Source organism: Nonomuraea rosea (assembly GCF_039539705.1).
Lineage (GTDB): Bacteria > Actinomycetota > Actinomycetes > Streptosporangiales > Streptosporangiaceae > Nonomuraea > Nonomuraea rosea.
This window is the reverse complement of record NZ_BAABDQ010000024.1, coordinates 192,025-212,205: the sequence shown is the minus strand read 5'-3', so window position 1 is coordinate 212,205 and position 20,181 is coordinate 192,025. Positions and strand designations below refer to the sequence as shown.

The window sequence follows — 20,181 nt, the reverse complement described above, 5'->3', positions numbered from 1 at the left end:
CCACTTCGCTGGCGCACGTCGCGGGAGCGCGGGCCACCGCCCGCCGGCTGCGGCACGCGCTGGGGGAGCGGCAGGCGGATCTGGCGACGGCGCTGCTGACGGACGGGGCCGAGCCGCCCGAGGGCGACGACGCGTTCGTGCCCGACCCGCGGCCCGGCCGGATCGAGGCGCTGGTCGCCGACGGGCGGCTGGAGGAGGCGGAGCGGGCGCTGGCCGCGTTCGACGAGAGCGGGCGGGCGCGCGAGGCCGGGCCGCGCGGGCGGTCGGAACGGATCAGGCTCGAAGCGCTGCTGCAGGCGGCCAGGAACGTTCCAGATGCGGCCGAGGAGGGCTTCTCCCGCGCGCTCGCGCTGGTGTCCAGAGAGGTCTCTCCCCTGCATGAGGCACGGGTGCTGCTGGACCTCGGCCGGCTGCTGCGGCGTACGGGGCGGCGCAAGGCCGCCGCCGAGCGGCTGGAGGCCGCCCGTGCGATCTTCGAGCGGCTCGGCGCGTCGCCGCTCGTGGACCGGTGCGCGCACGAGCTGGCCGCCTGCGGGCTGGAACCCCCCGCCACGGTACGGCTCGGGCTGACGCCCCAGGAGCTCAGCACCGCCACGCTGGTGGCCGGCGGCCTGACCAACCGCCAGATCGCCAGGGAGCTGCTCATCAGCGTCAAGACCGTCGAGTACCACATCGGCAAGATCTACACCAAGCTCGGGATCGGCTCCCGGGTCGCGCTCGCCGCCAAGCTCGCCGCCTGCGGCCAGACCGTGTGACGGCGCCTCCGCCCGGGAGGCGGAGGTGTCGTCGGCAGGCATCGGAGCAGGCTGATCGGCCACGCAGGTGATACCTTGATCGCACCTGTGTGATCATGAAAGAATTCTTCAACAGGTGTATCCGGGGTAGTTGGGGGACGTCGCCCATGATCCGCGAGCCGATCGAGCGGCCCTAGGGTGCCGGACGACGAGCTGGACGAGGCGTTCGAGCTCGGCAGGACGTGCGCGCTGGCCGCGGAGTGCGGCAGGGACCTGCAGCGCTGTGCCCAGATGTACGCGGGGCTGTTCCCCGTGGCGGCCTTCGGCGCCGAGTGCTACAGCGGCCTGACCCTGTCCATGGCCTTCAGCGCGCCCTGGGCGACGGCCGACCGGCTCAAGGTCGCCAACCGGGCGGCGCTGTGGGTCCTGGCCGTCGACCGGCTCGTCGACCACACCGCCACCACCCGCGAGCAGGTGAACCGCCTGACCCGCGAATGCCTGTCCGTGGCCGACGGCGCCGTGCCGCGTTCTGCGGTCACCCGCTTCCTGGCCGACCTGCGCGACGAGCTGGCCATCGTCAAGGAGTTCGACGACGTGCAGTGGCTCTGGCGCGACCAGCTCGCCAGGATGCTGGCGGGCATGGCCAGGGCCTGGGTGTGGCGCGACACGCGTGCCGTGCCCACGCTGGGCCGCTACCTCGACAACGCCGACAGCCGCGGCACGAGCTTCGTGGACGTCTCGCACTGGATCTACGCGGGTGACGACTGGGCGAAGGCGCACCTGGAGGAGCTGCGCGGGGTCAGCAGGCACGTACAGCGTTATCTGCACCTGCTGGGCGACGTCGCCTCCTATCGCAAGGACGTGAGCTGGGGCGACCTGAACGTCCTGGCGCTCGGCGTCAGCCGCGCGGAGGTGACGGGCGCGATGGCCGCGCTGGCCGGTCAGGCGCCCGGCCTGATCGAGCCGGTACGCGCCCACAGCCCCCGCACGGCCGCCTACCTGCGACGACAGATCGGATTCAACGCCGGTTTCGTGGGAATTTCGGCCCCCGGCCCGACGGCGTAGGAGTCCTGTCGGATTCCATGACAAGCCTGTTTGACTCTCAGACTGATGAACAGGCGAATTAGGGGGCGTGGATCGACAAACCGTGACATTTTGTTTCTTGTAAAAGGTTGCGGCTTGAGTGGAAAATGTGGCGTTGCTAGGGTGTCTCGATGCCAGGCGTGTGGATCGATCATTCTCAACAGAGCCTTGACAGATACCACTGACCCCGGCATCTCAGAGCAGGTGTGCATGCGCGGGAGATGTACAGGCGGTGCTGGATGGAATTCGGTCGCTTTGACCGTTGGCGGCTGCCGACGGCGATCAAGATCTTGGTCGCCGGGGGTTTCGGCGCGGGCAAGACCACCATGGTCGGGGCCGTCTCCGAGACCCGGCCACTACGCACGGAAGAGGCTCTCACCCAGGTCGGAACCGACATCGACGATTTATCGGGCGTTGAGGCCAAGCTGACCACGACCGTGGCCATGGACTTCGGCCGCATCACGATCCGTGACGACTACATGCTGTACCTGTTCGGAACGCCGGGCCAGGAACGGTTCTGGTTCGTGTGGGACGAGCTGGCCATGGGCGCGCTCGGCGCCGTCGTGCTGGCCGACACCCGCCGCCTGGAGGACTGCTTCCCCGCCGTCGACTACTTCGAGAAGCGGGAGCAGCCGTTCATCGTGGCGCTCAACTGCTTCGACGGCACCAGGCCCTTCACGGTCGGCGAGGTGCGCTCGGCGATCGGCCTGGAGCCGGACATCCCCATCGTGCTCTGCGACGCCCGCAGGCGCGACTCGGGCAGGGAGGTGCTCATCACGCTGGTGGAGCACGCCATGCGCATGGGCGCCAGCCCGGTCGGGACCATGTCGTGACCATCACCGGCTACTTTTGACCGATGGAGGAGATCGACCGCCGGATCGTCACACTGCTGGCCCATGACGGCCGCATGAGCTTCACCGACCTCGCCAGGGAGACCGGTCTGTCGGTCTCCGCGGTGCACCAGCGCGTACGCCGCCTGGAGAAGCGCGGGGTCGTGCGCGGATACGCGGCGATCATCGACCACGACGCGGTGGGGCTGCCGCTGACCGCGTTCGTGTCGATCAAGCCGATCGACCCCGCCGCGCCCGACGACGCCCCCGATCGGCTGGCCCACCTGACGGCCATCGAGGCGTGCCACAGCGTGGCGGGGGACGAGAGCTACATCCTCAAGGTGCGGGTGGCCTCGCCGGTGGCGCTGGAGGACCTGCTGCAGCAGATCCGCGCCTCGGCGAACGTCTCGACCCGCACCACGGTGGTGCTCAGCACGCCGTACGAGCACCGTGCCCCCGAGGTGGCCACCGACCCGGTCGCCGTCCAGGACGGTCACCGGCTGACCCCCGACTGACCCCCGCGTCAGCGGGCGGGCCGCAGGGCCGTCCGGCATTCCTCGATCACCTTCGCGAGCGCGCGGAGCCGGGGGTTGCCGTGGGCGCTGCGCTGGATCCAGCGCACCACGGCGAGGTCATCGCCGGTCATCTCGGCGAGCGAGCGCCGCAGGATCGGCTTGATCCGGCTGGAGCGGGTCACCCGGGCGTAGTGGGTCAGCGCGCCGGCGGTGTCCAGGGCGGGCCTGAGCACGGCGAGCTCGGGCGGGTGGTGCCTGGCCAGGTGCCATGAGCACTCCAGCACGTCGATGAAGGGCCCGGCGAGCAGGTGGTCGCGCAGCAGCGCCCAGTGCGGCCAATCGGCGCCGGCGTCGAGCTCGGCGGGGTCGTCCAGCAGCGCGGGCCAGAGCGCCCCGCTGCGCAGCGCCTGTGCCCAGAGCGCCGGCAGCTCGGCGCGGCTCGCGGTCCGGCATCGCCGTGCGGCGACGGCCACGATCCGGGGCTGCGAGCTGCGCATGGCCTCATGGACGAGGTCGGTCTGCGACTGGCGGTGCATCAGGCCGATGGACTCCGCCAGCGGGGGATCGTCGCGGCGCAGGCGCACGAACCACTCCTCCAGCTCCAGCGCCCGCAACTGCTCGGCGATGAGCCAGCGCGGCCACCGGGAGCCGGGGAGGTGCCCGGTCAGCAGTGAGCCGTCGGCGTCGAGCGCCAGGTGGCCGTCGAGGTCTCCGGCCGCCAGCAGCACCCTGGCCCGCAACCCCGGGCGGCTCGGCAGCAGGCCCCACGCGAGCATCTCGCGCAGCAGCGCGACGTCCGCCTCCGAGCGATCCTTGAAGATCCAGTCGGCCAGTCCGTGCCTGCCCTGAGCGACGACGGCCGCCAGGGCGGTGGCGCGCACGGCCGGGTCCTGCGAGCTCAGCGCGTACGCGAGCTCGGAGTTGGAGCCCGTCCGGCCGGTACGTTCGAGCAGGTCCCACACGATCGGGTCGGCGTGCACACCCCACCAGAACCACAGCCACCTGACCGTCGAGCGGCTGCCGCGCCTGGCCTGACGGGCGAGCCACCACCGCGCCAGCCGGGCCAGGGGCCGGGGCGCGAACGGGTTCAGGTCGCAGGGATTCAGGGTGACGGGACGCGAGAGGAGCAGGTGCGGGGTGCAGGCAGGCGGGGCGAGCGGGCGCCGGAGGAGCTCGCTCCTGCCGAAGGCCCACCAGAGGAGCTCTTCGATCACCCAGTCGATCGCGCGGTCCCGCACAGATCGAGAATCATCCGGAACATCCCGCCGCGCAACGGGCCCGCGAGCAGAATGCGCGCGCTCCGGACTCTTACGAAGTGCGGACGGTTACGCCCGCGCCCCCCTGCCGGCGCGGCCCCGATGCGACGCTGCCCCCTATGAGCGACCGCACCGCCGCCGTCACCAGACCGCCCGGCACGCGTGCCCCCGGGCCGTCCCGGGCGGCGCTCGCCGCCGGGCTGGTCGCCGCCCAGACGGCCGTGCTCGCGGCGATCTTCCAGCTGGGCCCCGGCGGGCTGTTCTGGTGGTACGCGGCCGCGTGGGGGCTGTTCGGGGCCGCCGTATGGGCGTTGCGCGGAGTGCGGGGCCGGCTCGCGGGCCGGTTGGTGCTGTGCGGCGGCCTGGCCGTGATCGCCACCGGCCTGCTCGGCCCGCCGGGCACCAGCACGGACTCCTTCCGGTACGCCTGGGACGGACGCGTCCAGGCGGCCGGCCTGTCCCCCTACGACCACGCCCCCGCCGATCCCGAGCTCGCCTCCCTGCGCGATCCCTGGCTCTTCCCCGCGTGCGCGCAGGGGCACTTCTACCCGGCGGGCGGCGGGACGTGCACGCGGATCAACAGGCCCACCGTGCACACCGTCTACCCGCCGCTGGCCGAGGCGTACTTCCTGCTGGTGGACCGGCTCTCACCCGCCGATGCGCGGCACAAGCCGCTGCAGGTCTCGGGGGCGCTGCTGGCGGCGGGCGTCACGGGGACACTGCTGCTCCTGCTGCGCAGGCGCGACGTCCGGCCGGCCGCGTACTGGGCGTGGTGCCCGGCCGTGCCGATGGAGGGGGTGAACAACGCCCACGTCGACCTGCTCGCCGTGGCCGCCGTCGTCCTCGCCCTGGGCCTGGCCTACCGGCGTGTCCCCGGCGGGGCGCCGCCGGGACCGGCCTGGCGGGGGGCGCTGCTCGGTGCGGCGGTCGCGGTCAAGCTGGTGCCCGCCGTGGTCGTGCCGGGCGCGCTCTCCGGGGCGCTGGCGGACGCGCGGGCCGCCCGGCGCGCCCTGCGGATCCTGGTGCCCGCCGTGCTGCTCGTCGCGGCCGCCTATCTGCCGTACGTCCTGCTCTCGCGCGCCTCCGTGCTCGGCTACCTGTTCGGCTACGTCGCCGAGGAGGGCTACGACGAGGCGGGGGCGCGGGAGCGCTACGCCCTGCTGCGGCTGCTGCTGCCGGACTCCTGGGCGCTGCCGGTGGCGCTGGCCGTGCTCTCGGCCGTCCTGCTGCGCGTCCTGCGGCGCGGCGACCCCGACCGGCCCTGGCGCGGCGCGCTGGAGCTCACCGGGACCGCCTTCCTCCTGCTGACGCCCGGCTACTCCTGGTACGCGCTGCTCGTCGTCGCCCTGGTCGCCCTCGACGGCCGCTGGGAATGGCTCGGCATCCCCCTGGCGAGCGCCGCCGCCTACCTGACGCCCGCCGGCACCCCCGCGTACGCGCTGGCGGCCGTGGCCGTCGCCGCAGGACTCTTCCTGCGGGCCCCCTGGAGGCCCGTGGCGGGACGTACGGGGCGGCCGGGTCAGGCGGGGCCGGTCGGGTCGTAATGGGCGCGCAGGCGGGCCATGGCCGCGTCGGTGGCGCCGAGGCGTTCGAGGCCGAGCAGCGCCGCGCCCAGCACCGGCGGCACGTCGGCCACCACCGGCTTGGCACGCGGCGCCCGCAGCGCGAACCCCGTGTCCAGCAGCGACGTCAGCAGCGGGTCCCTGGCCGTCAGCAGGCCGCCGCCCAGCACCACCTCCACCGGCGTCTCCAGCAGGCCGAGCCGGCGCAGGCACACCTCCGCCAGCACGATCACCTCCTCCGCCTGCCGCTCGACCAGCGACGCGGCCACCGCGTCCCCGGCCGTGGCCGCCGCCAGCACGCCGGGCGCCAGCTCGTGCAGCCGCTCCTCGTCCACCCGGCCGACGTGCAGGCCGATCACCAGCTCCTCGACCGTCGCCGTGCCGAAGTGGGCGGTGAGCAGCGCGGTGAGCGCGGTCGGCGCGCCCCGGCCGTCCTCGGCGCGGGCCGCGTGCCACAGGGCCTCCTCCGCCAGCCCCTGACCGCCGCCCCAGTCCCCGCTGACGCGGCCCAGCGCGGGGAAGCGGGCGACGGCTCCGGCGGGGGAGACGCCGACCGCGTTGATGCCCGCCCCGCACACCACCGCGACGCCCCACGAGGCCGACGCGCCGGCCCGCAGCAGCGCGAACGTGTCGTTGCGCACCACCACGTCCCCGCCGAACCCCCTGGCGGCGAACTCACGGGCCAGCGCCTCCTCCTCCACGGGCAGGTCCGCACCCGCCAGGCACGCCGACACGTGGTCGAACCCGCCCGCCGGCAGCCCGTACGGCAGCGCCGCGACCGCCACCTCCACGGCCGCCGCCACCCCCTCCCGCTGCGGCGCGAACGCCCCCGAGCGGCCCGTCGCGAGCACCTCCCCGTGCTCCGACAGCACCGCCGCGTCGGTCTTGCTGTTCCCGCCGTCCACCGCCAGCACGAGCCGCGGGCGCGTCACCGGCGCACCGCCCACGGCAGGAAGCCGCGGTTGGCCGCCAGCAGCAGGCCCGTCAGCTCCTCCGCGGTCTCGTCCTGCCCGATCAGCGGATGGGCGAGCAGCGCGTCCCGCACCCGGTCCGCCCCGCCGTGCAGGGCCGCCTCCAGGGCGAGCGTCTCGTACGCGGACACGTTCGCGATCAGCCCGGCGTACAGCGGCTCCACGGGCGGCACCGGCAGCGGCACGGCCCCGTCCCGGGTGATCGCCGCGGGCACCTCGATGACCGCCTCGTCAGGGAGGAACGGCAGCGTGCCGGCGTTGCGCACGTTGACCACCTGGGGGACCGCCTGGGGGACCGCCTGGGGGACCGCCTGGGCCGAAGCGGGTCCCGGGCCGTCGCCGAGCAGGGCGGCGACGAGCGCCACGGCCGCCTCGGAGTAGAACGCGCCGCCGCGCTCCGACAGCAGCTCCGGCTTCGTCACCACCGCCGGATCGGCGTAGAGGTCCAGCAGCCGCCGCTCCATCGCCGCCACCTCGGCCGCCCGCGACGGCTTGGCGCGCTGCTCGCGCACCACCGCGTCGTGGGCGTAGAAGTAGCGCAGGTAGTAGGACGGCACCACGCCGAGCCGCTCCAGCAGCCCGAGCCGCAGCCCCAGGCTGTCGGCGATCTCCTGGCCGTGGGCGCGCAGCAGCTCGGGCAGCACGTCCTCGCCGTCGAGATGGACGGAACGCTCCCAGGTGAGGTGGTTGAGCCCGGCATGGCCGAGCGAGATCCGCGCGGGTTCGACGCCCAGCCAGGCGGCGAAGCGGCGCTGGAAGCCGATCGCCACGTTGCACAGGCCGATCGCGCGGTGCCCGGCGTCGAGCAGCGCTCTGGTGACGATGCCGACCGGGTTCGTGAAGTCCACGATCCAGGCCTGCGGCGCGTGCTCGCGTACGGACTCGGCGAGCTCCAGCACGAGCGGGACCGTGCGCAGCGCCTTGGCCAGCCCGCCCGCGCCCGTCGTCTCCTGCCCCACGCAGCCGCAGCGCAGCGGGAGCGTCTCGTCCACCTCGCGGGCCGCCTGCCCGCCCACCCTGAGCTGGAACAGCACCGCCCGCGCCCCCGCCACCCCCTCCGCGACGGAGGAGGTGGTCAGCACGCGGGCCGGATGCCCCGCGTGCGCCAGCATCCGCCGCGACACGCCCGCCACCAGGTCCAGGCGCGCGGCGTCGGGGTCTATCAGGGCGATCTCGGACACCGGTAGCTCCTCGCGCAGCCGCGCGATCCCGTCCACCAGCTCAGGCGTGTACGTCGAGCCGCCCCCGACCACGGCGAGTTTCAACCCTTCACTCCCGTCAAAGTGACGCCCTCGATGAACACTCGCTGGGCGAAGAAGAACACGATGATCACCGGCGCGGTCACCAGCAGCGTGGCGGCCATGGTGAGGTTCCACTGAACGCTGTGGAACGCCTTGAACGTGGCCAGGCCGAGCGACAGCGTCAGGTTCTCCTGCTCGACGCCGGCGTACAGCAACGGCCCGTAGTAATCGTTCCAGCAGTAGAAGAACTGGAACAGGGCCACGGCCGCGATCGCCGGCCTGGCCATCGGGAGGATCACCCTGAGCAGGGTCCTGACGTCCGAGCAGCCGTCCACCTTCGCCGCGTCGGTGTAGTCGCGCGGGATGGTGAGCAGGAACTGGCGCAGCAGGAAGATGGAGAACGCGTCGCCGAGCAGCATCGGCAGGATCAGCGGCCACAGGCTGTCGGTCAGCCCGAGCCGGGCCCACACGAGGTAGATCGGCACCGCGACGACCTGCGGCGGCAGCATCATGGCGGTGATCACCAGCAGGAAGGCCAGGCGCCGCCCCCTGAAGCGGAACCTGGCCAGCGCGTAGGCCACCGGCACGGACGACACCACGGTGAAAAGGGTGCCCAGGCCCGCGTACAGCAGCGTGTTGCCCGCCCACCGCAGCAGCATGGACTTCTCGAACACCACGGCGAAGTTGTCCCAGTTCCACGTGCGCGGCCACAGATCGCTGGTCAGCGCCTGCTCGTCGGTCATCAGCGCGGTGAGCGCGATGAACAGCACCGGGGTCAGGAACATCAGCGCCAGCGCGATGGCCAGCGCGTGCGTGGCGATCCAGAGCAGCGCCCGCCGCCTGCGGGCCCGGACGCCGTGGCGCCGCGCGGGAGGCGCCGCCGCCCGCGGGGGCGCGGTGATCGTGGCGCTCATGCGTCCTCCCCGGTCCGCCTGAACTGCCGCAGCAGGATCAGCGTGAAGATCATCGAGGTGCCGAACAGGAGCAGCGCGAGCACGCAGGCGTAACCCATCGCGTAGTCGCGGAACCCGGCCTGGAACAGCCACTGCGGCAGCGTGAGCAGCGACTCGTCCGGGTAGCCGGGGGAGAAGGAGCTGCCCGCCGAGTCGGTCACGCCCGACGCCACCCGGGAGGCGATCATCGCCTGGCTGAAGTATTGGAGGGCGTAGATGACGTTCGTGACCAGGGAGAACATCAGCACCGGCGAGATCATCGGCAGCGTCACGCTGCGGAACTGCCGCCAGGGTCCGGCGCCGTCGATGGCCGCGGCCTCGTACAGGTGCCTGGGCACGTCGAGCAGCGCTGCCAGGAAGATCACCGCGAGCTGGCCGCAGCTCCACAGCGACAGCAGCGTGAGGCTGGGCTTGGACCAGGCGGGGTCGCCGAACCAGTCGGGCCCGCTGATCCCGAACACGGCCAGGAGCTGGTTCACCGGCCCGGTCGCCGGATTCATCAGGAAGACGAACGTGATCGTCCCCGCCGCCAGCGGCACCAGCGAAGGCAGGTAGAAGATCGTCCTGATGAGCCCGGCGCCCGCCTTCAGCCTGGTGACGAGCTGCGCCAGGGCCAGCGAGAACAGCACGGTCGCGGGGACCATGATGAGCACGAGCCACAGCGTGTTGCGCGCCGAGACGGCCACCCTGGGGTCCTGGAGCAGGTAGCGGTAGTTGTCCAGGCCGACGAACTCCAGGGTGTACATGTCGTAGCGGTGGAAGGAGAAGTACACCGTGGACAGCAGCGGGTAGACGAAGAAGATCGACACGCCGGCGAGCCACGGCGACAGCCACACGAGGGCCCGCAGGCCCTCGCTGCGCCGCCACAAGGACGGCCGTCCTGGCGCGGTGGTCAGCGCGGCGGTATGCGCCACCATGATCAGCCTCCGGACAGCTTGAGCTTGGCGTCGATCTGCTTGTCCACGCCTTTCAGGCCGGCGTCCAGGTCGGGTACGGCGCCTTTCTCCCATTTCGCGACGAAGGTGGCGAGCGCTTCCTGGTTGAAGACGCTGTTCACGCTGGCGGGAACGGTCGAGGTCTTCGGGTGGGCGAAGATATCCAGAAATGTCTTGAAATTTGCGTCTTTGGTCAGGTTGGGCGATTCCATCGACGCCTTGGTCGTGGGGACGTTGCGCAGCGCGTTCGACAGCGTCACCAGTGAATCGGTGTCCGTCGTCAGGTGCTTGACCAGCTCCCACGCCTGCTGCGGATGCTTGGCGCCCTTCGGCACGCCGATCACGGTGCCGGCGGTGAAACCCCCGCCGTACAGGTCGGGGCGGTCGTCGGCCACGGGGACGGGGGCGGTGCCGTAGTCCAGGCCGGCGGCGTCATTGGCGATCATCGCGGTGCGCCACTCGCCGTCGAGCACCATGGCGACCTTGCCCTCGAAGAACGGGTGCTTGGCGCCCCACTCGTCGCCCAGGCTCTTGCGGAACTTCTCCAGCTTGTCGTAGCCGTACCAGTCGACGAGCTCCTTCTGCCACGTCAGCAGCCGCTTCCAGGCCGAATCGGTGCCGATGGCCGAGGTGCCGTCGTCCTTGTACCAGGTGGCGCCGGTCATCGGGGCGAGGTGGCTGGGGCTGTTCTCGTAGTACTGGACGCTCGGGATGAAACCGGCCACCTTGATCGTGCCGTCGGCGTCGCGGACCGTGAGCTTCTTGGCCAGATCGGCCAGCTCCGTCAGCGTCTTCGGCGGCGCCGCGCCCTTCATCAGCGCTTTGTTGTAGTAGAGGCCGTACGCGTCGGCGAGCAGCGGCAGCGTGCACTGCCTGCCGTCGAAGCGGGTGTAGGAACGTGCCACCTCGGGCAGCACCGACAGGTCGACGCCGTCCTGCGCGATCACCGGCGTCAGGTCCTGGAACGCTCCCGACTTGCACCATTGGGCGACGTTGTCCGTGGTGAACGAGGCCGCCACGTCCGGCGCGTTGCCGCCGCGGATGGCCTGGGTGATCTGGTCGTCCTGGACGCCCTTGGTGGCTTTGACGGTGATCTGCGGGAACTTCTTGTTGAAGCCGGCGATGGCCTGCTCGAACGCCTTGACCTCGGCGTCGGTGGCGAAGCCGTGCCACAGCTCCAGCGTGGCGGCCGGCAGGGCCTGCGAGGCCGAGCCCGAGGGTTTGGGCTGGGCGCCGAGCGAGGGCCCTGCCTCCTTGTTCGCTGTGCACGCGGTCAGCGCGAGAGCCGCGGCGACCGCCAGGGGGACGAAGCGCACGGGGGGTGCCTCCTGCCAGACGTGCTGGGATGGGATGAGAGGGTGATCAGGACGGGACCGTGGAGCTGAAGACCTCCTCGCGCACGGTGGCGAGGGCGAGGTCGAGCGCGCCGGCCAGGACGGGGTTGCCCTCGACGTTCGACAGGCGCACGTGGGGCTGGGGGATGGTGAGGGCGTGCAGCTCGTGCTCGACCAGTTCGCGCAGCGTCTCTCCGCCGGTCAGCACGATGCCGCCGGTCAGCACGATGAGGGCGGGGTCGACGACCGAGGTGATCGCCGCCAGGCCCACGGCCAGCCGGGCGGCGATGTCGCGCAGGCCCGCCCTGGCGTCGTCGGCCCGCTGGCCCTCGCCGTGCGCCGCGCGCACCGCGTTGGCGATCGCGTGGCGGAAGTCGGTGCCGCGCACGCCGTACGAGCGCAGCAGCTTGAGCACGGCGGGACCGCCGGTGAGCGCCTGGTAGCCGTGGTTGGCGTAGCGCCCGGCCTCGCGGGCCGTCTGCGCGCCCGGCGTCGGCATGTAGCCCACCTCGCCCGCGCCGCCTGTGGCGCCCCTGTGCATCCGGCCGCCCAGCACGATGGCCGAGCCGATGCCCTCGTCGGCCCACAGCAGCACGAAGTCCCGGTGTCCGCGGGCGGCCCCGTGGGCCTGCTCGGCCACCGCGACCAGGTTGACGTTGTTCTCGACGTCCACGGGGACGCCGAGGCCGGCGCTCAGCGCGGGCACCAGGTCGGGGATCTGCCAGCCGGGCACGTCCTTGGCCGCGGCGTACCCGAGCGTGCCGGTGGACGGGTCGATCGCGGCCTGCACGCCGATCACGACGCGCCGCAGCTTGTCCGGGGGATCGGCGCCGAGCAGGGCGGCGTTGAGCCGGTCGACCAGCTCGCCGTGGGGCCGGCGCGGGGTCGCCAGCGTGTGCTCGCCCACGATCGTGCCGGTGATGTCGGCCACCTTGGCGGCGATCCTGTCGGGGGTGACGTCGAGCGCGGCCACGTAGGCCGCCGCCGGGTTGATCCGGTAGACCTCGGCCGTACGCCCCGGCAGGCCCTCCCTGACGCCGTCGAGCACGACGAGCCCGGCCTCCTGCAGCCGGGACAGGAGCTGCGACGCGGTCGGCTTGGACAACCCGGTCAGCGTGCCGATCTCGGGACGGGTCAGCGGCCCGCGTTCGAGGAGTGCCTGCAGAGCCGCGCGATCGTTGATGGCACGTAGCAGACTGGGGGTCCCCGGCACCGGACCGCTCACGCTGGCACTCCTTCATCTGAAGTTAGGAAACTTTCCTAACTCGGAAAATAAGGAGTCCCGCCGCGAGGGTCAAGGGGCGAAACCAAGACGTGACCGAACCCGGAAGGGAGATCAAGGAGAAAGAATGGGAGTGCTGCAACAGGCATGCTAATGTCGTCGTTTGTCGTAACAACAAGCAGAATGGCCCGGAGTGTCCCATTAACCACAATAATGGCCAGGCGGCAACTCGTCAAACGGAGCTTGCCAAAGAGCAGGCTTACGTCACGCGCCTCTACGATCGCCTCGACACGCTTCGGGAGCGAACCCAGAAGCAGCTCAAGGAGGTACTGGCCGCCGGAGCCGTCGGCACGATGCAGAACCGTTCGGAGCGCGACACGTTCGCCGAAATGTACGCGTCGAGGCTCGCGCGGCTGTGGGCGGTCGAGCGCGGCCTGGTTTTCGGTCGTCTCGATCACACCGACGAGGGCCGGCTCTACATCGGCAAGCTCGGCCTGTCCGACGATGATCAGCAGCGCCTGCTCATCGACTGGCGGGCGCCGGTCGCGCAGCCGTTCTACCGCGCCACCGCGAACGTCCCCATGGGCGTCACCAGGCGCCGCCACCTGCAGACCCGCCGGCGCGACGTCATCGGGGTGGACGACGACCTGCTCGACCTCGACTCGCTCACCGACGACGACCGCGCCACGCTCAACGGCGAGGCGGCGCTGCTGGCCGCGCTCGACGAGCGGCGCACCGGCCGCATGCGCGACATCGTCGCCACCATCCAGTCCGAGCAGGACCGCGTCATCCGCAGCGACCTGAACGGCGTCCTGGTCGTCCAGGGCGGCCCCGGCACCGGCAAGACCGTCGTGGCCCTGCACCGCGCCGCGTACCTGCTCTACACGCACAGGGAGCGGCTGGAGCGGCGCGGCGTGCTCATCCTCGGCCCCAACCTCACCTTCCTGCGCTACATCGAGCAGGTCCTGCCCTCCTTGGGCGAGACCGACGTGCTGCTGTCCACGGTGGGCGAGCTCTATCCCGGCGTGACCGCCACCCACAGGGACCGCCCCGAGGTGGCCGCGCTCAAGGGCGACCTGCGGATGGCCGAGGTGATCGCCAAGGCCATCCGCGACCGCCAGAAGGTGCCGCGCAAGCCCATCGAGCTCACCATCGGCCGCATCACGCTCACCATCGACCGTTCCATGCTGGAGGGCGCCAAAAACAAGGCCGCACGCACGCGCCGCCCGCACAACCAGGCCCGCGCGGTGTTCGTCAGATCGCTGCTGAACGCCCTGGCCAGGCAGCAGGCCCGCAAGATCGGCAAGGGGCTCATCGACGAGGACGACCTGGCCGACCTGCGCGAGGAGCTGCGTACCGAGCCGGTGGTCAAGTCCGCCCTCAACCGGCTGTGGCCGTACCTGACGCCGCAGCGGCTGCTGCTGGGCCTGTACGGCTCCGCCGAACGCCTCGGCTACGCCGCCGACCAGCTCACCCCGGAGGAGCGGGCGCTCCTGCGCCGCGACGGCGGCGAGTGGACCGAGTCCGACGTGCCGCTGCTCGACGAGGCGGCCGACCTGCTCGGCGACATCGACGAGCAGGTGCTGCGGGCCAGCGCGCTGCAGGCCGAGGAGGAGCTGGCCGCCGCCAGGCAGGCCGAGGAGACCGAGCGCGAGTCCGAGGTGGCCTACGCCCGCGAGGTGCTGGAGCTGACCGGCCTGTCCGACGTCATGGACGCCGAGCGCCTCGCCGAGCGCCAGCGCGGCCAGGGCCCCTACCTCACCACCGCGGAACGCGCCGCCGCCGACCGCACCTGGGCCTACGGTCACGTGATCGTGGACGAGGCGCAGGAGCTGTCGCCGATGGCGTGGCGGGTGGTCATGCGGCGCTGCCCGACCCGTTCCATGACGATCGTCGGGGACATCGCGCAGACCGGCTCGGCGGCGGGCGCGCGGTCGTGGGCGGGCGTGCTCGACCCGTACGTGGCCGGGCGCTGGCGCCAGGAGCGGCTCACCGTCAACTACCGGACGCCGGTGGAGCTGATGGTGCTGGCCTCCCGCGTGCTGGCCACCATCGACCCGGCCCTGGAGGCGCCGACGTCGGTGCGCGAGCTCGGCGTGGAGCCGTGGGCGGCGCCGCTGGCCGCGCTGCCCGAGCTGGCCAAGGCCGAGGTCGGGGAGGGCGGCAAGGTCGCCGTCGTGGTGCCGGACGCGCTGCTTGACGCGCTGGGCGACGCGGTCTCCGCCGTCGTGCCCGGCACGGTGGTGGTGACGCCGGGCGCCGGGCGGGCCAAGGGGGCGGCGGCCCTGGACGCACCGGTGGCGGTCATGGGGGTGACGGACGCGAAGGGGCTGGAGTTCGACTCGGTGATCGTGGCGGAGCCCGACCTCATCGCCGCCCAGTCGCCGCGTGGGCCGAGCGACCTGTATGTTGCTCTCACCCGTGCCACGCAGCGGCTCGGGGTGGTGCACGATCGGCCGCTTTCGCAGGCTCTGCAGGGCTTGCCAAGCCGCTCGCCCGCACCGGCAAATGGGCTTTGACCCGCTTTACCACACCCGGCGAAACATGTCCTACCTGCGAAAACTTGATGTTTCTGCTGATCGGGACACGGTTGACATCTGAGGTGGAGTCGGTAGTTTGCTGCGCAGTCCAGCACGGGACTTGGCCGGTTGGCCGTCTCTGACATCGCCGGATCCTGCGTCCGTGACGGAGCGTGGCTTCGTCCACACAGCCAGGTGCAGGGCCGTCGGTCCGTCGAGTCGGGGCACCCCAACCGGGCGGGGGGTTGGACCCGGGACGGGTCCGGGAGCCCAGTAGACAACGGAATTCCGAGCTCGCCGCCGACGAGACGGGTCCGGTCCGAAGGGTTTCCGGGCCCTCTTCCCGCTCTCGTGCGCGGACCGCCAATGCGCCGGGTGGTCCCGTCGGTCGCGGGATCACCCTGCCGGCCCCCTGCGCCGCGGCCCTTCTGCCCTGCGGGGCATGCAGGGCGCTCGCTGGGCTCGTATGGCGCTGCTGCGGTCGTACGGGGGCTGCTGTGGTCTTACGGTGTGGGCCTGCCGCGCTGCGGGCTCCTCGTGCGACGTGAGGGCCGCTCGCGTCGCCCGGCGCCGCCGGCCCCGGGTGAGTTGCCTGGCTCGATTTTCCGATCTTCCTGCGCCACGCTGGCGTGAACGTGGCCGGCGGGGCGGTAGCGTTTTCGCGAGCATGCTTGCGAGTTTGGCGAGGAGACCCCGGAGTGGTTCAGGACAAAACGAGCCTTCCGCCCGTGTCCGGGCGCGACTCGACCCCCGCTGAGGGGCCTCCTCCGACCGCGCCCCCCCCCGCGGACGACGCGTCCTCGCCCGAGCCGGCCGACCGCGCGCAGGCCCTGACCGTGGCCCCTGAAGCGGTCGCCGAGCCTTCGCCCGACGCCTCCCGCACCCCGCACATCCCACCATCGGAAACCGCCCCGGCGCCCGTTACAGGTGCCGCATCTGGAACGCCCGCGCCCACGAACGGGGGTCCGCCCGACGCCGTCGGCGAGCCGGTGGCCGTGAACGGCGCCGCATCTGGTGGAGCGTCCGCGGACGAGACCGTGTCCGATCCGCTGCCGGCGAACGCGCAAGCTGAGTCCGCTCGCTCTGAGTCCGCTCGCCCCGAGACCCCTGATGATGGCCAATCGCCCGCCGGCGCCGGAGCCGGGGGAGGCGGGGAGGTGCCCCCGGAGGCGGATGGGTCCTCTGGGGGGCCGGCCATGGCGGGCGGAAGGGCCGGGCGGGAGCCGAAGCGGGTGCTGCTCGCCAGGGTCGCCGCCGCGGTGGCCGGTGGGCTGGCGTTGTTCGCCGCCTTCCCGCCGCTCGACTGGTGGCTGTGCGCGCCGCTCGGCATCGCCCTGATCACCGGCGCCCTCTACGGCACGCGCCCCCGCCGGGCCGCCTGGCTCGGCTACGTGGCCGCGCTCGTGTTCCTCTTCCCGGCCCTCGCCTGGGTGCGCACCATCGGTGACGACGTCTGGTTCATGCTGGTCGGCGTAGAAGGCCTGTTCTATGCGGCCATGGCCGCGCTGGCCGCGCTCGTGTTCCGGCTGCCGTTCTGGCCGCTGTGGTTCGGCGGGCTGTGGGTGGCCATGGAGTGGGCCCGCGGCCTGGTGCCCATCGGCGGGTTCCCCTGGGCGCGGGTGGCCTTCAGCCAGGGCGAGTCACTGTTCACCTCGTACGCGGCCCTCGGTGGCGCGCCGCTGGTGTCCTTCGCCGTCGTCCTGTGCGGCGCCCTGCTGGCCCACGCCGTCCTCGTACGCCCGGCCGCCACTCTCGGCAGCGCCGCAGCAAGCGGGGGCGCACGAGCGCTCCGCAGGGCCGTCTCGGTCGCGCTGGCGCTGGCGGTGCCCGTGCTGAGCTTCGCGGTGCCCAGGCCGGGCGACGAGGGCAGGACGATCAACGTCGGCATCGTGCAAGGGAACGTCCCCGGCCGCGGCATGTACATCCTGGGCGACGAACCCGCCGTTGTCCTGAAAAATCATGCCAACGAGACGAAAAGGCTGGCCCAGGCCGTACGGGATGGAAAGCTTCTCAAGCCGGACATCGTGATCCTGCCGGAAAATTCCACGGACATCGACCCCTACCGCGACGAGACCGCCCGGGAGATCATCCAGGACTCCGTGCGCGACGTCGGCGTGCCCACGCTGGTGGGCGCCGTGGTGGCGATCGGCGACGACCGGCGGGCCACCCGCAGCCTCGTCTGGGACCCCGTGACCGGGGCCGGCGACTACTACGACAAGCAGCGTCTGGTGCCGTTCGGGGAGTACACGCCGTTCAAGGAGATCGTGCTCGCGCTGTGGGAGCGGGCCGGCCTGGTCGGCAGGCAGTCGGTGCCCGGGGACAAGCCGGGCGACCTGAAGCTGGGCCCCGTCACGATCGGCGCCGTCAACTGCTACGAGGTGGCCTACGACGACACCGTGCGTGAGACCGTGCGCGCCGGCGGCACCCCGATCGTGGTGCAGACCAACAACGCCAGCTACGCCGAGTCCAACCTGCCGCCGCAGCAGCTGGCCATGTCCAAGCTGCGCGCCGTGGAGCACAACAGGGCCGTCGTGACCGCCGCCACCACCGGGATCTCCGCCTACGTCACGCCTGACGGTAAGGTCTCCTGGCAGACCCGCGAACTGGTCGCGGACATGAACGTGGTCAAGGTGCCCGTACGCACCCAGGAAACGATCGCCACGAAGGTGGGCGGGGTTCCTGAATGGGCATTGATGGTGATGGGAGCGGCGGCGGCGGGAGCCGCCCTGTGGCGGGGCAGGCGGCGAGGCGATCGGATGAGGAACGACGGATGATGGAGACTCTGGGCCGGGTGCTCGTCGTCGTGCCGACCTACAACGAGCGCGACAACCTGCCCATGATCGTCGAGCGGATCCGCGCGGCCGTGCCGGAGGCCCACCTGCTGGTGGCCGACGACAGCAGCCCCGACGGCACCGGCGAGGTCGCCGACACGCTCGCCGCCGGTGACGACCAGGTCCACGTCCTGCACCGGCCCGGCAAGCAGGGGCTCGGCGCCGCCTACATCGCCGGGTTCCGCTGGGGGCTCGACGAGGGCTTCGACGTGCTGGTGGAAATGGACGCCGACGGCTCACACCAGCCCGAGGAGCTGCCCAAGCTGCTGGAGGCGCTGGCCGACGGGGCCGACCTGGCGATCGGCTCGCGTTACGTGCCGGGCGGCAAGGTGGTCAACTGGCCGCACCGGCGCGAGCTGCTGTCCAAGGGCGCCAACCTCTACACCAGGGTCATGCTCGGCCTGCCCGTACGCGACGCGACCGCCGGGTTCCGCGCCTACCGCGCCGCCACCCTGGAGAAGGTGGGCCTGTCGGGCGTGGAGTCGCAGGGCTACTGCTTCCAGGTCGACCTGACCCTGCGCACGGCGCGGCACGGGCTGCGGGTGGTGGAGGTGCCGATCACGTTCGTGGAGCGGACGGTCGGCAAGAGCAAGATGAGCGGCAAGATCATGTCCGAGGCGCTGTGGCGCATCGGCCTGTGGGGCATCACCGGCCTGCCCAAGCGGATGCGTGGCAATCGCCGCCACGGTTAGCGGAACGCATCGGGGGCGCCGGGCGTTGTTCCTGCTGTAGCGCGCTTGTGCGGAATCGAGGAAACGATGCGGCTTCTGCTCTTCCTGGCCTTCCTGGTCGTGCCCGTTCTGGAGATCTGGCTGCTGATCCAGGTCGGGTCGGTGATCGGCGGGCCCGCGACGGTCGCCCTGCTCATCGCCGACAGCCTGCTCGGGGCCTGGCTCGTACGCCGTGAGGGCCGCAGGGCCTGGCGAGCGCTGCAGACCGCCCTGGAGTCCGGCCGGATGCCCGACCGTGAGCTGGCCGACGGCGGCCTGATCCTGGTCGGCGGCGCGTTGCTGCTGACGCCGGGCTTCTTCACCGACATTTTCGGGTTCCTGTGCATCCTGCCGTTCACCCGGCCGATGATGCGCCGGCTCGGTTCGTGGTTCTTCGACCGGCGGGTCAAGAAGATGGCGGCCGCTTCGCCGTACGCGAACCTCTTCCCCGCCGCCCCCACGCAGGACGCCGCGGCCCCGCACAGCGGGCGCGTGGTGCACGGCGAGGTCATCCGCGAGGACCGCGACTCCTGAGCGCCCGTCCTTTCGGTTGCGAAGGAGGGCATCGTGCCGGACGAGGACAAGAAGCGAGCGATGCACCGAGGCCTGGTGGATCGCGTCCTGAACGGCGAGGGCACGGCGGCCGCGGAGCAGCGGGCGCGGGCCTTCGCCAACGAGGGCCTTTCCCCGCCGCTGGCCGCGCTCATCGGCAAGGTGGCCGGCAGCCCGGCGCAGGTCACGGAGCAGGACCTGGCTGCGGCGAAGGCGTCGGGCTGCACCGAGGACCAGCTTTTCGAGCTGGTGGTCTGCGCCGCGGTCGGCCAGTCCGCCCGGCTGTACGAAGCAGGACTGGCCGCCCTGGCCGAGGCGACCGGGAGGCCGGATCGTGCGACTTGACATCCTCGATCACGGTTACCGCCCCGGGACCAAGCTGCTCTTCGCGCTCATCCGGCTGTTCTCGCGGCACCCGGTGCCCGACGCCGCCAAGCTGGTCTTCTACCGGCCCGACTTCTACGGCGCGCGTGCCAAGGAGCTCACCCACGAGGCGATGCGCGGGCCGTCCGCCTGGTCGGCAGGCGACCGGGAGCTGATGGCGGCCTACGTGTCCACGGTGAACGAGTCCGCGTTCTGCGTCGCCGCGCACACCGCGACCGCGAAACAGGCGTGCCAGGACGGGCCACGGGTCGCGGCGGTGCTGGCCGACCTGGAGTCCGCCCCCGTCGAGGAGCCGCTGCGGGCGACGCTGCGGATGCTCGGCAAGCTGACCAGGGAGGGCACCGTCGGCGCGGCGGACATGAAGGACGTGCTGGCCGCCGGGGTCTCACCCCAGCAGGTCGAGGACGCGCTGGCGGTCTGCGCCGCCTTCAACACGACCAACCGGCTCGCCGACGCCTTCGGCTTCGAGCCGCTCAGTCCCGAGGGCTTCGAGGCGGGGGCGAAATACCTGCTCAAACGAGGCTACCGGTAGCCCTGCCCATAATTGCA

The 20,181-nt window shown here is 72.0% G+C and carries 18 protein-coding genes; 11 read left to right on the top strand and 7 right to left on the bottom strand.

Going from position 1 to position 20,181, the window contains the following annotated elements:
* The 4 genes from ABEA43_RS41860 to ABEA43_RS41845 form a co-directional block, all read left to right on the top strand.
* The coding region (locus tag ABEA43_RS41860; protein ID WP_345571030.1) for a helix-turn-helix transcriptional regulator at window positions 1-755 on the top strand (755 nt) is incomplete at its 5' end.
* 177 nt (window positions 756-932) lie between these two features.
* On the top strand, window positions 933-1,799 hold the full coding sequence (locus ABEA43_RS41855; protein ID WP_345571028.1) for a terpene synthase family protein: 867 nt from the start codon (window positions 933-935) through the stop codon (window positions 1,797-1,799).
* A 257-nt stretch (window positions 1,800-2,056) separates the two neighbouring features.
* On the top strand, window positions 2,057-2,650 hold the full coding sequence (locus tag ABEA43_RS41850) for a GTP-binding protein (protein ID WP_345571027.1): 594 nt from the start codon (window positions 2,057-2,059) through the stop codon (window positions 2,648-2,650).
* Window positions 2,651-2,673: 23 nt separating this feature from the next.
* The gene (locus ABEA43_RS41845; protein ID WP_345571025.1) at window positions 2,674-3,162 is read left to right on the top strand and encodes an Lrp/AsnC family transcriptional regulator; all 489 of its coding nucleotides are present in this window, start codon (window positions 2,674-2,676) and stop codon (window positions 3,160-3,162) included.
* Between the two features lie 8 nt (window positions 3,163-3,170).
* Here ABEA43_RS41845 and ABEA43_RS41840 read toward each other — a convergent pair whose 3' ends face one another.
* A complete protein-coding gene (locus ABEA43_RS41840; protein ID WP_345571023.1) occupies window positions 3,171-4,400 on the bottom strand; it encodes a hypothetical protein in 1,230 nt (409 codons plus the stop codon).
* Between the two features lie 137 nt (window positions 4,401-4,537).
* Between ABEA43_RS41840 and ABEA43_RS41835 the strand changes: the two genes are divergently transcribed.
* On the top strand, window positions 4,538-5,962 hold the full coding sequence (locus ABEA43_RS41835; RefSeq protein ID WP_345571022.1) for a glycosyltransferase 87 family protein: 1,425 nt from the start codon (window positions 4,538-4,540) through the stop codon (window positions 5,960-5,962).
* Here the strand turns inward: ABEA43_RS41835 and ABEA43_RS41830 are convergent.
* The 6 genes from ABEA43_RS41830 to ABEA43_RS41805 are packed head-to-tail and all read right to left on the bottom strand — an operon-like array spanning window position 5,938 to window position 12,639.
* The gene (locus ABEA43_RS41830; RefSeq protein ID WP_345571020.1) at window positions 5,938-6,912 is read right to left on the bottom strand and encodes an N-acetylglucosamine kinase; all 975 of its coding nucleotides are present in this window, start codon (window positions 6,910-6,912) and stop codon (window positions 5,938-5,940) included. The two genes, ABEA43_RS41835 and ABEA43_RS41830, sit on opposite strands and share 25 nt — an antisense overlap.
* Complete coding sequence (locus ABEA43_RS41825; protein ID WP_345571018.1) at window positions 6,909-8,216, bottom strand: family 4 glycosyl hydrolase; 1,308 nt, start codon at window positions 8,214-8,216, stop codon at window positions 6,909-6,911. Before ABEA43_RS41825 ends, ABEA43_RS41830 begins: the two co-directional genes overlap by 4 nt.
* Window positions 8,213-9,106: a carbohydrate ABC transporter permease gene (locus ABEA43_RS41820; RefSeq protein WP_345571016.1), complete on the bottom strand. Its 894-nt coding sequence runs from the start codon at window positions 9,104-9,106 to the stop codon at window positions 8,213-8,215. The genes ABEA43_RS41825 and ABEA43_RS41820 overlap by 4 nt, the downstream gene beginning before the upstream one ends.
* The gene (locus ABEA43_RS41815; RefSeq protein WP_345571014.1) at window positions 9,103-10,062 is read right to left on the bottom strand and encodes a carbohydrate ABC transporter permease; all 960 of its coding nucleotides are present in this window, start codon (window positions 10,060-10,062) and stop codon (window positions 9,103-9,105) included. Before ABEA43_RS41815 ends, ABEA43_RS41820 begins: the two co-directional genes overlap by 4 nt.
* Before the next feature lie 2 nt (window positions 10,063-10,064).
* Window positions 10,065-11,396 (bottom strand): ABC transporter substrate-binding protein, encoded by a 1,332-nt coding sequence (locus ABEA43_RS41810; protein ID WP_345571012.1) that lies wholly within the window; start codon window positions 11,394-11,396, stop codon window positions 10,065-10,067.
* A gap of 46 nt (window positions 11,397-11,442) precedes the next feature.
* Window positions 11,443-12,639 (bottom strand): ROK family transcriptional regulator, encoded by a 1,197-nt coding sequence (locus ABEA43_RS41805; RefSeq protein ID WP_345571010.1) that lies wholly within the window; start codon window positions 12,637-12,639, stop codon window positions 11,443-11,445.
* 350 nt (window positions 12,640-12,989) lie between these two features.
* On the opposite strand from ABEA43_RS41805, the gene ABEA43_RS41800 reads away from it, so the two are divergent.
* The 6 genes from ABEA43_RS41800 (at window position 12,990) to ABEA43_RS41775 (ending at window position 20,164) form a co-directional block, all read left to right on the top strand.
* A complete protein-coding gene (locus ABEA43_RS41800) occupies window positions 12,990-15,155 on the top strand; it encodes a HelD family protein (RefSeq protein ID WP_345571008.1) in 2,166 nt (721 codons plus the stop codon).
* Window positions 15,156-16,351: 1,196 nt separating this feature from the next.
* Window positions 16,352-17,929, top strand: a complete 1,578-nt coding sequence (lnt, locus tag ABEA43_RS41795) for an apolipoprotein N-acyltransferase (protein ID WP_345571006.1) — start codon at window positions 16,352-16,354, stop codon at window positions 17,927-17,929.
* Window positions 17,926-18,678 carry a polyprenol monophosphomannose synthase gene (locus tag ABEA43_RS41790; RefSeq protein WP_345571004.1) on the top strand — a complete coding sequence of 251 codons (753 nt, stop codon included), beginning with the start codon at window positions 17,926-17,928 and terminating at the stop codon, window positions 18,676-18,678. Before lnt ends, ABEA43_RS41790 begins: the two co-directional genes overlap by 4 nt.
* Before the next feature lie 66 nt (window positions 18,679-18,744).
* Complete coding sequence (locus ABEA43_RS41785) at window positions 18,745-19,230, top strand: FxsA family protein (protein WP_345571002.1); 486 nt, start codon at window positions 18,745-18,747, stop codon at window positions 19,228-19,230.
* Between the two features lie 33 nt (window positions 19,231-19,263).
* Window positions 19,264-19,593, top strand: coding sequence for a hypothetical protein (locus tag ABEA43_RS41780; RefSeq protein WP_345571000.1), 330 nt, complete (start codon window positions 19,264-19,266; stop codon window positions 19,591-19,593).
* On the top strand, window positions 19,583-20,164 hold the full coding sequence (locus ABEA43_RS41775; RefSeq protein WP_345570998.1) for a carboxymuconolactone decarboxylase family protein: 582 nt from the start codon (window positions 19,583-19,585) through the stop codon (window positions 20,162-20,164). Before ABEA43_RS41780 ends, ABEA43_RS41775 begins: the two co-directional genes overlap by 11 nt.
* Window positions 20,165-20,181: the final 17 nt, after the last annotated feature.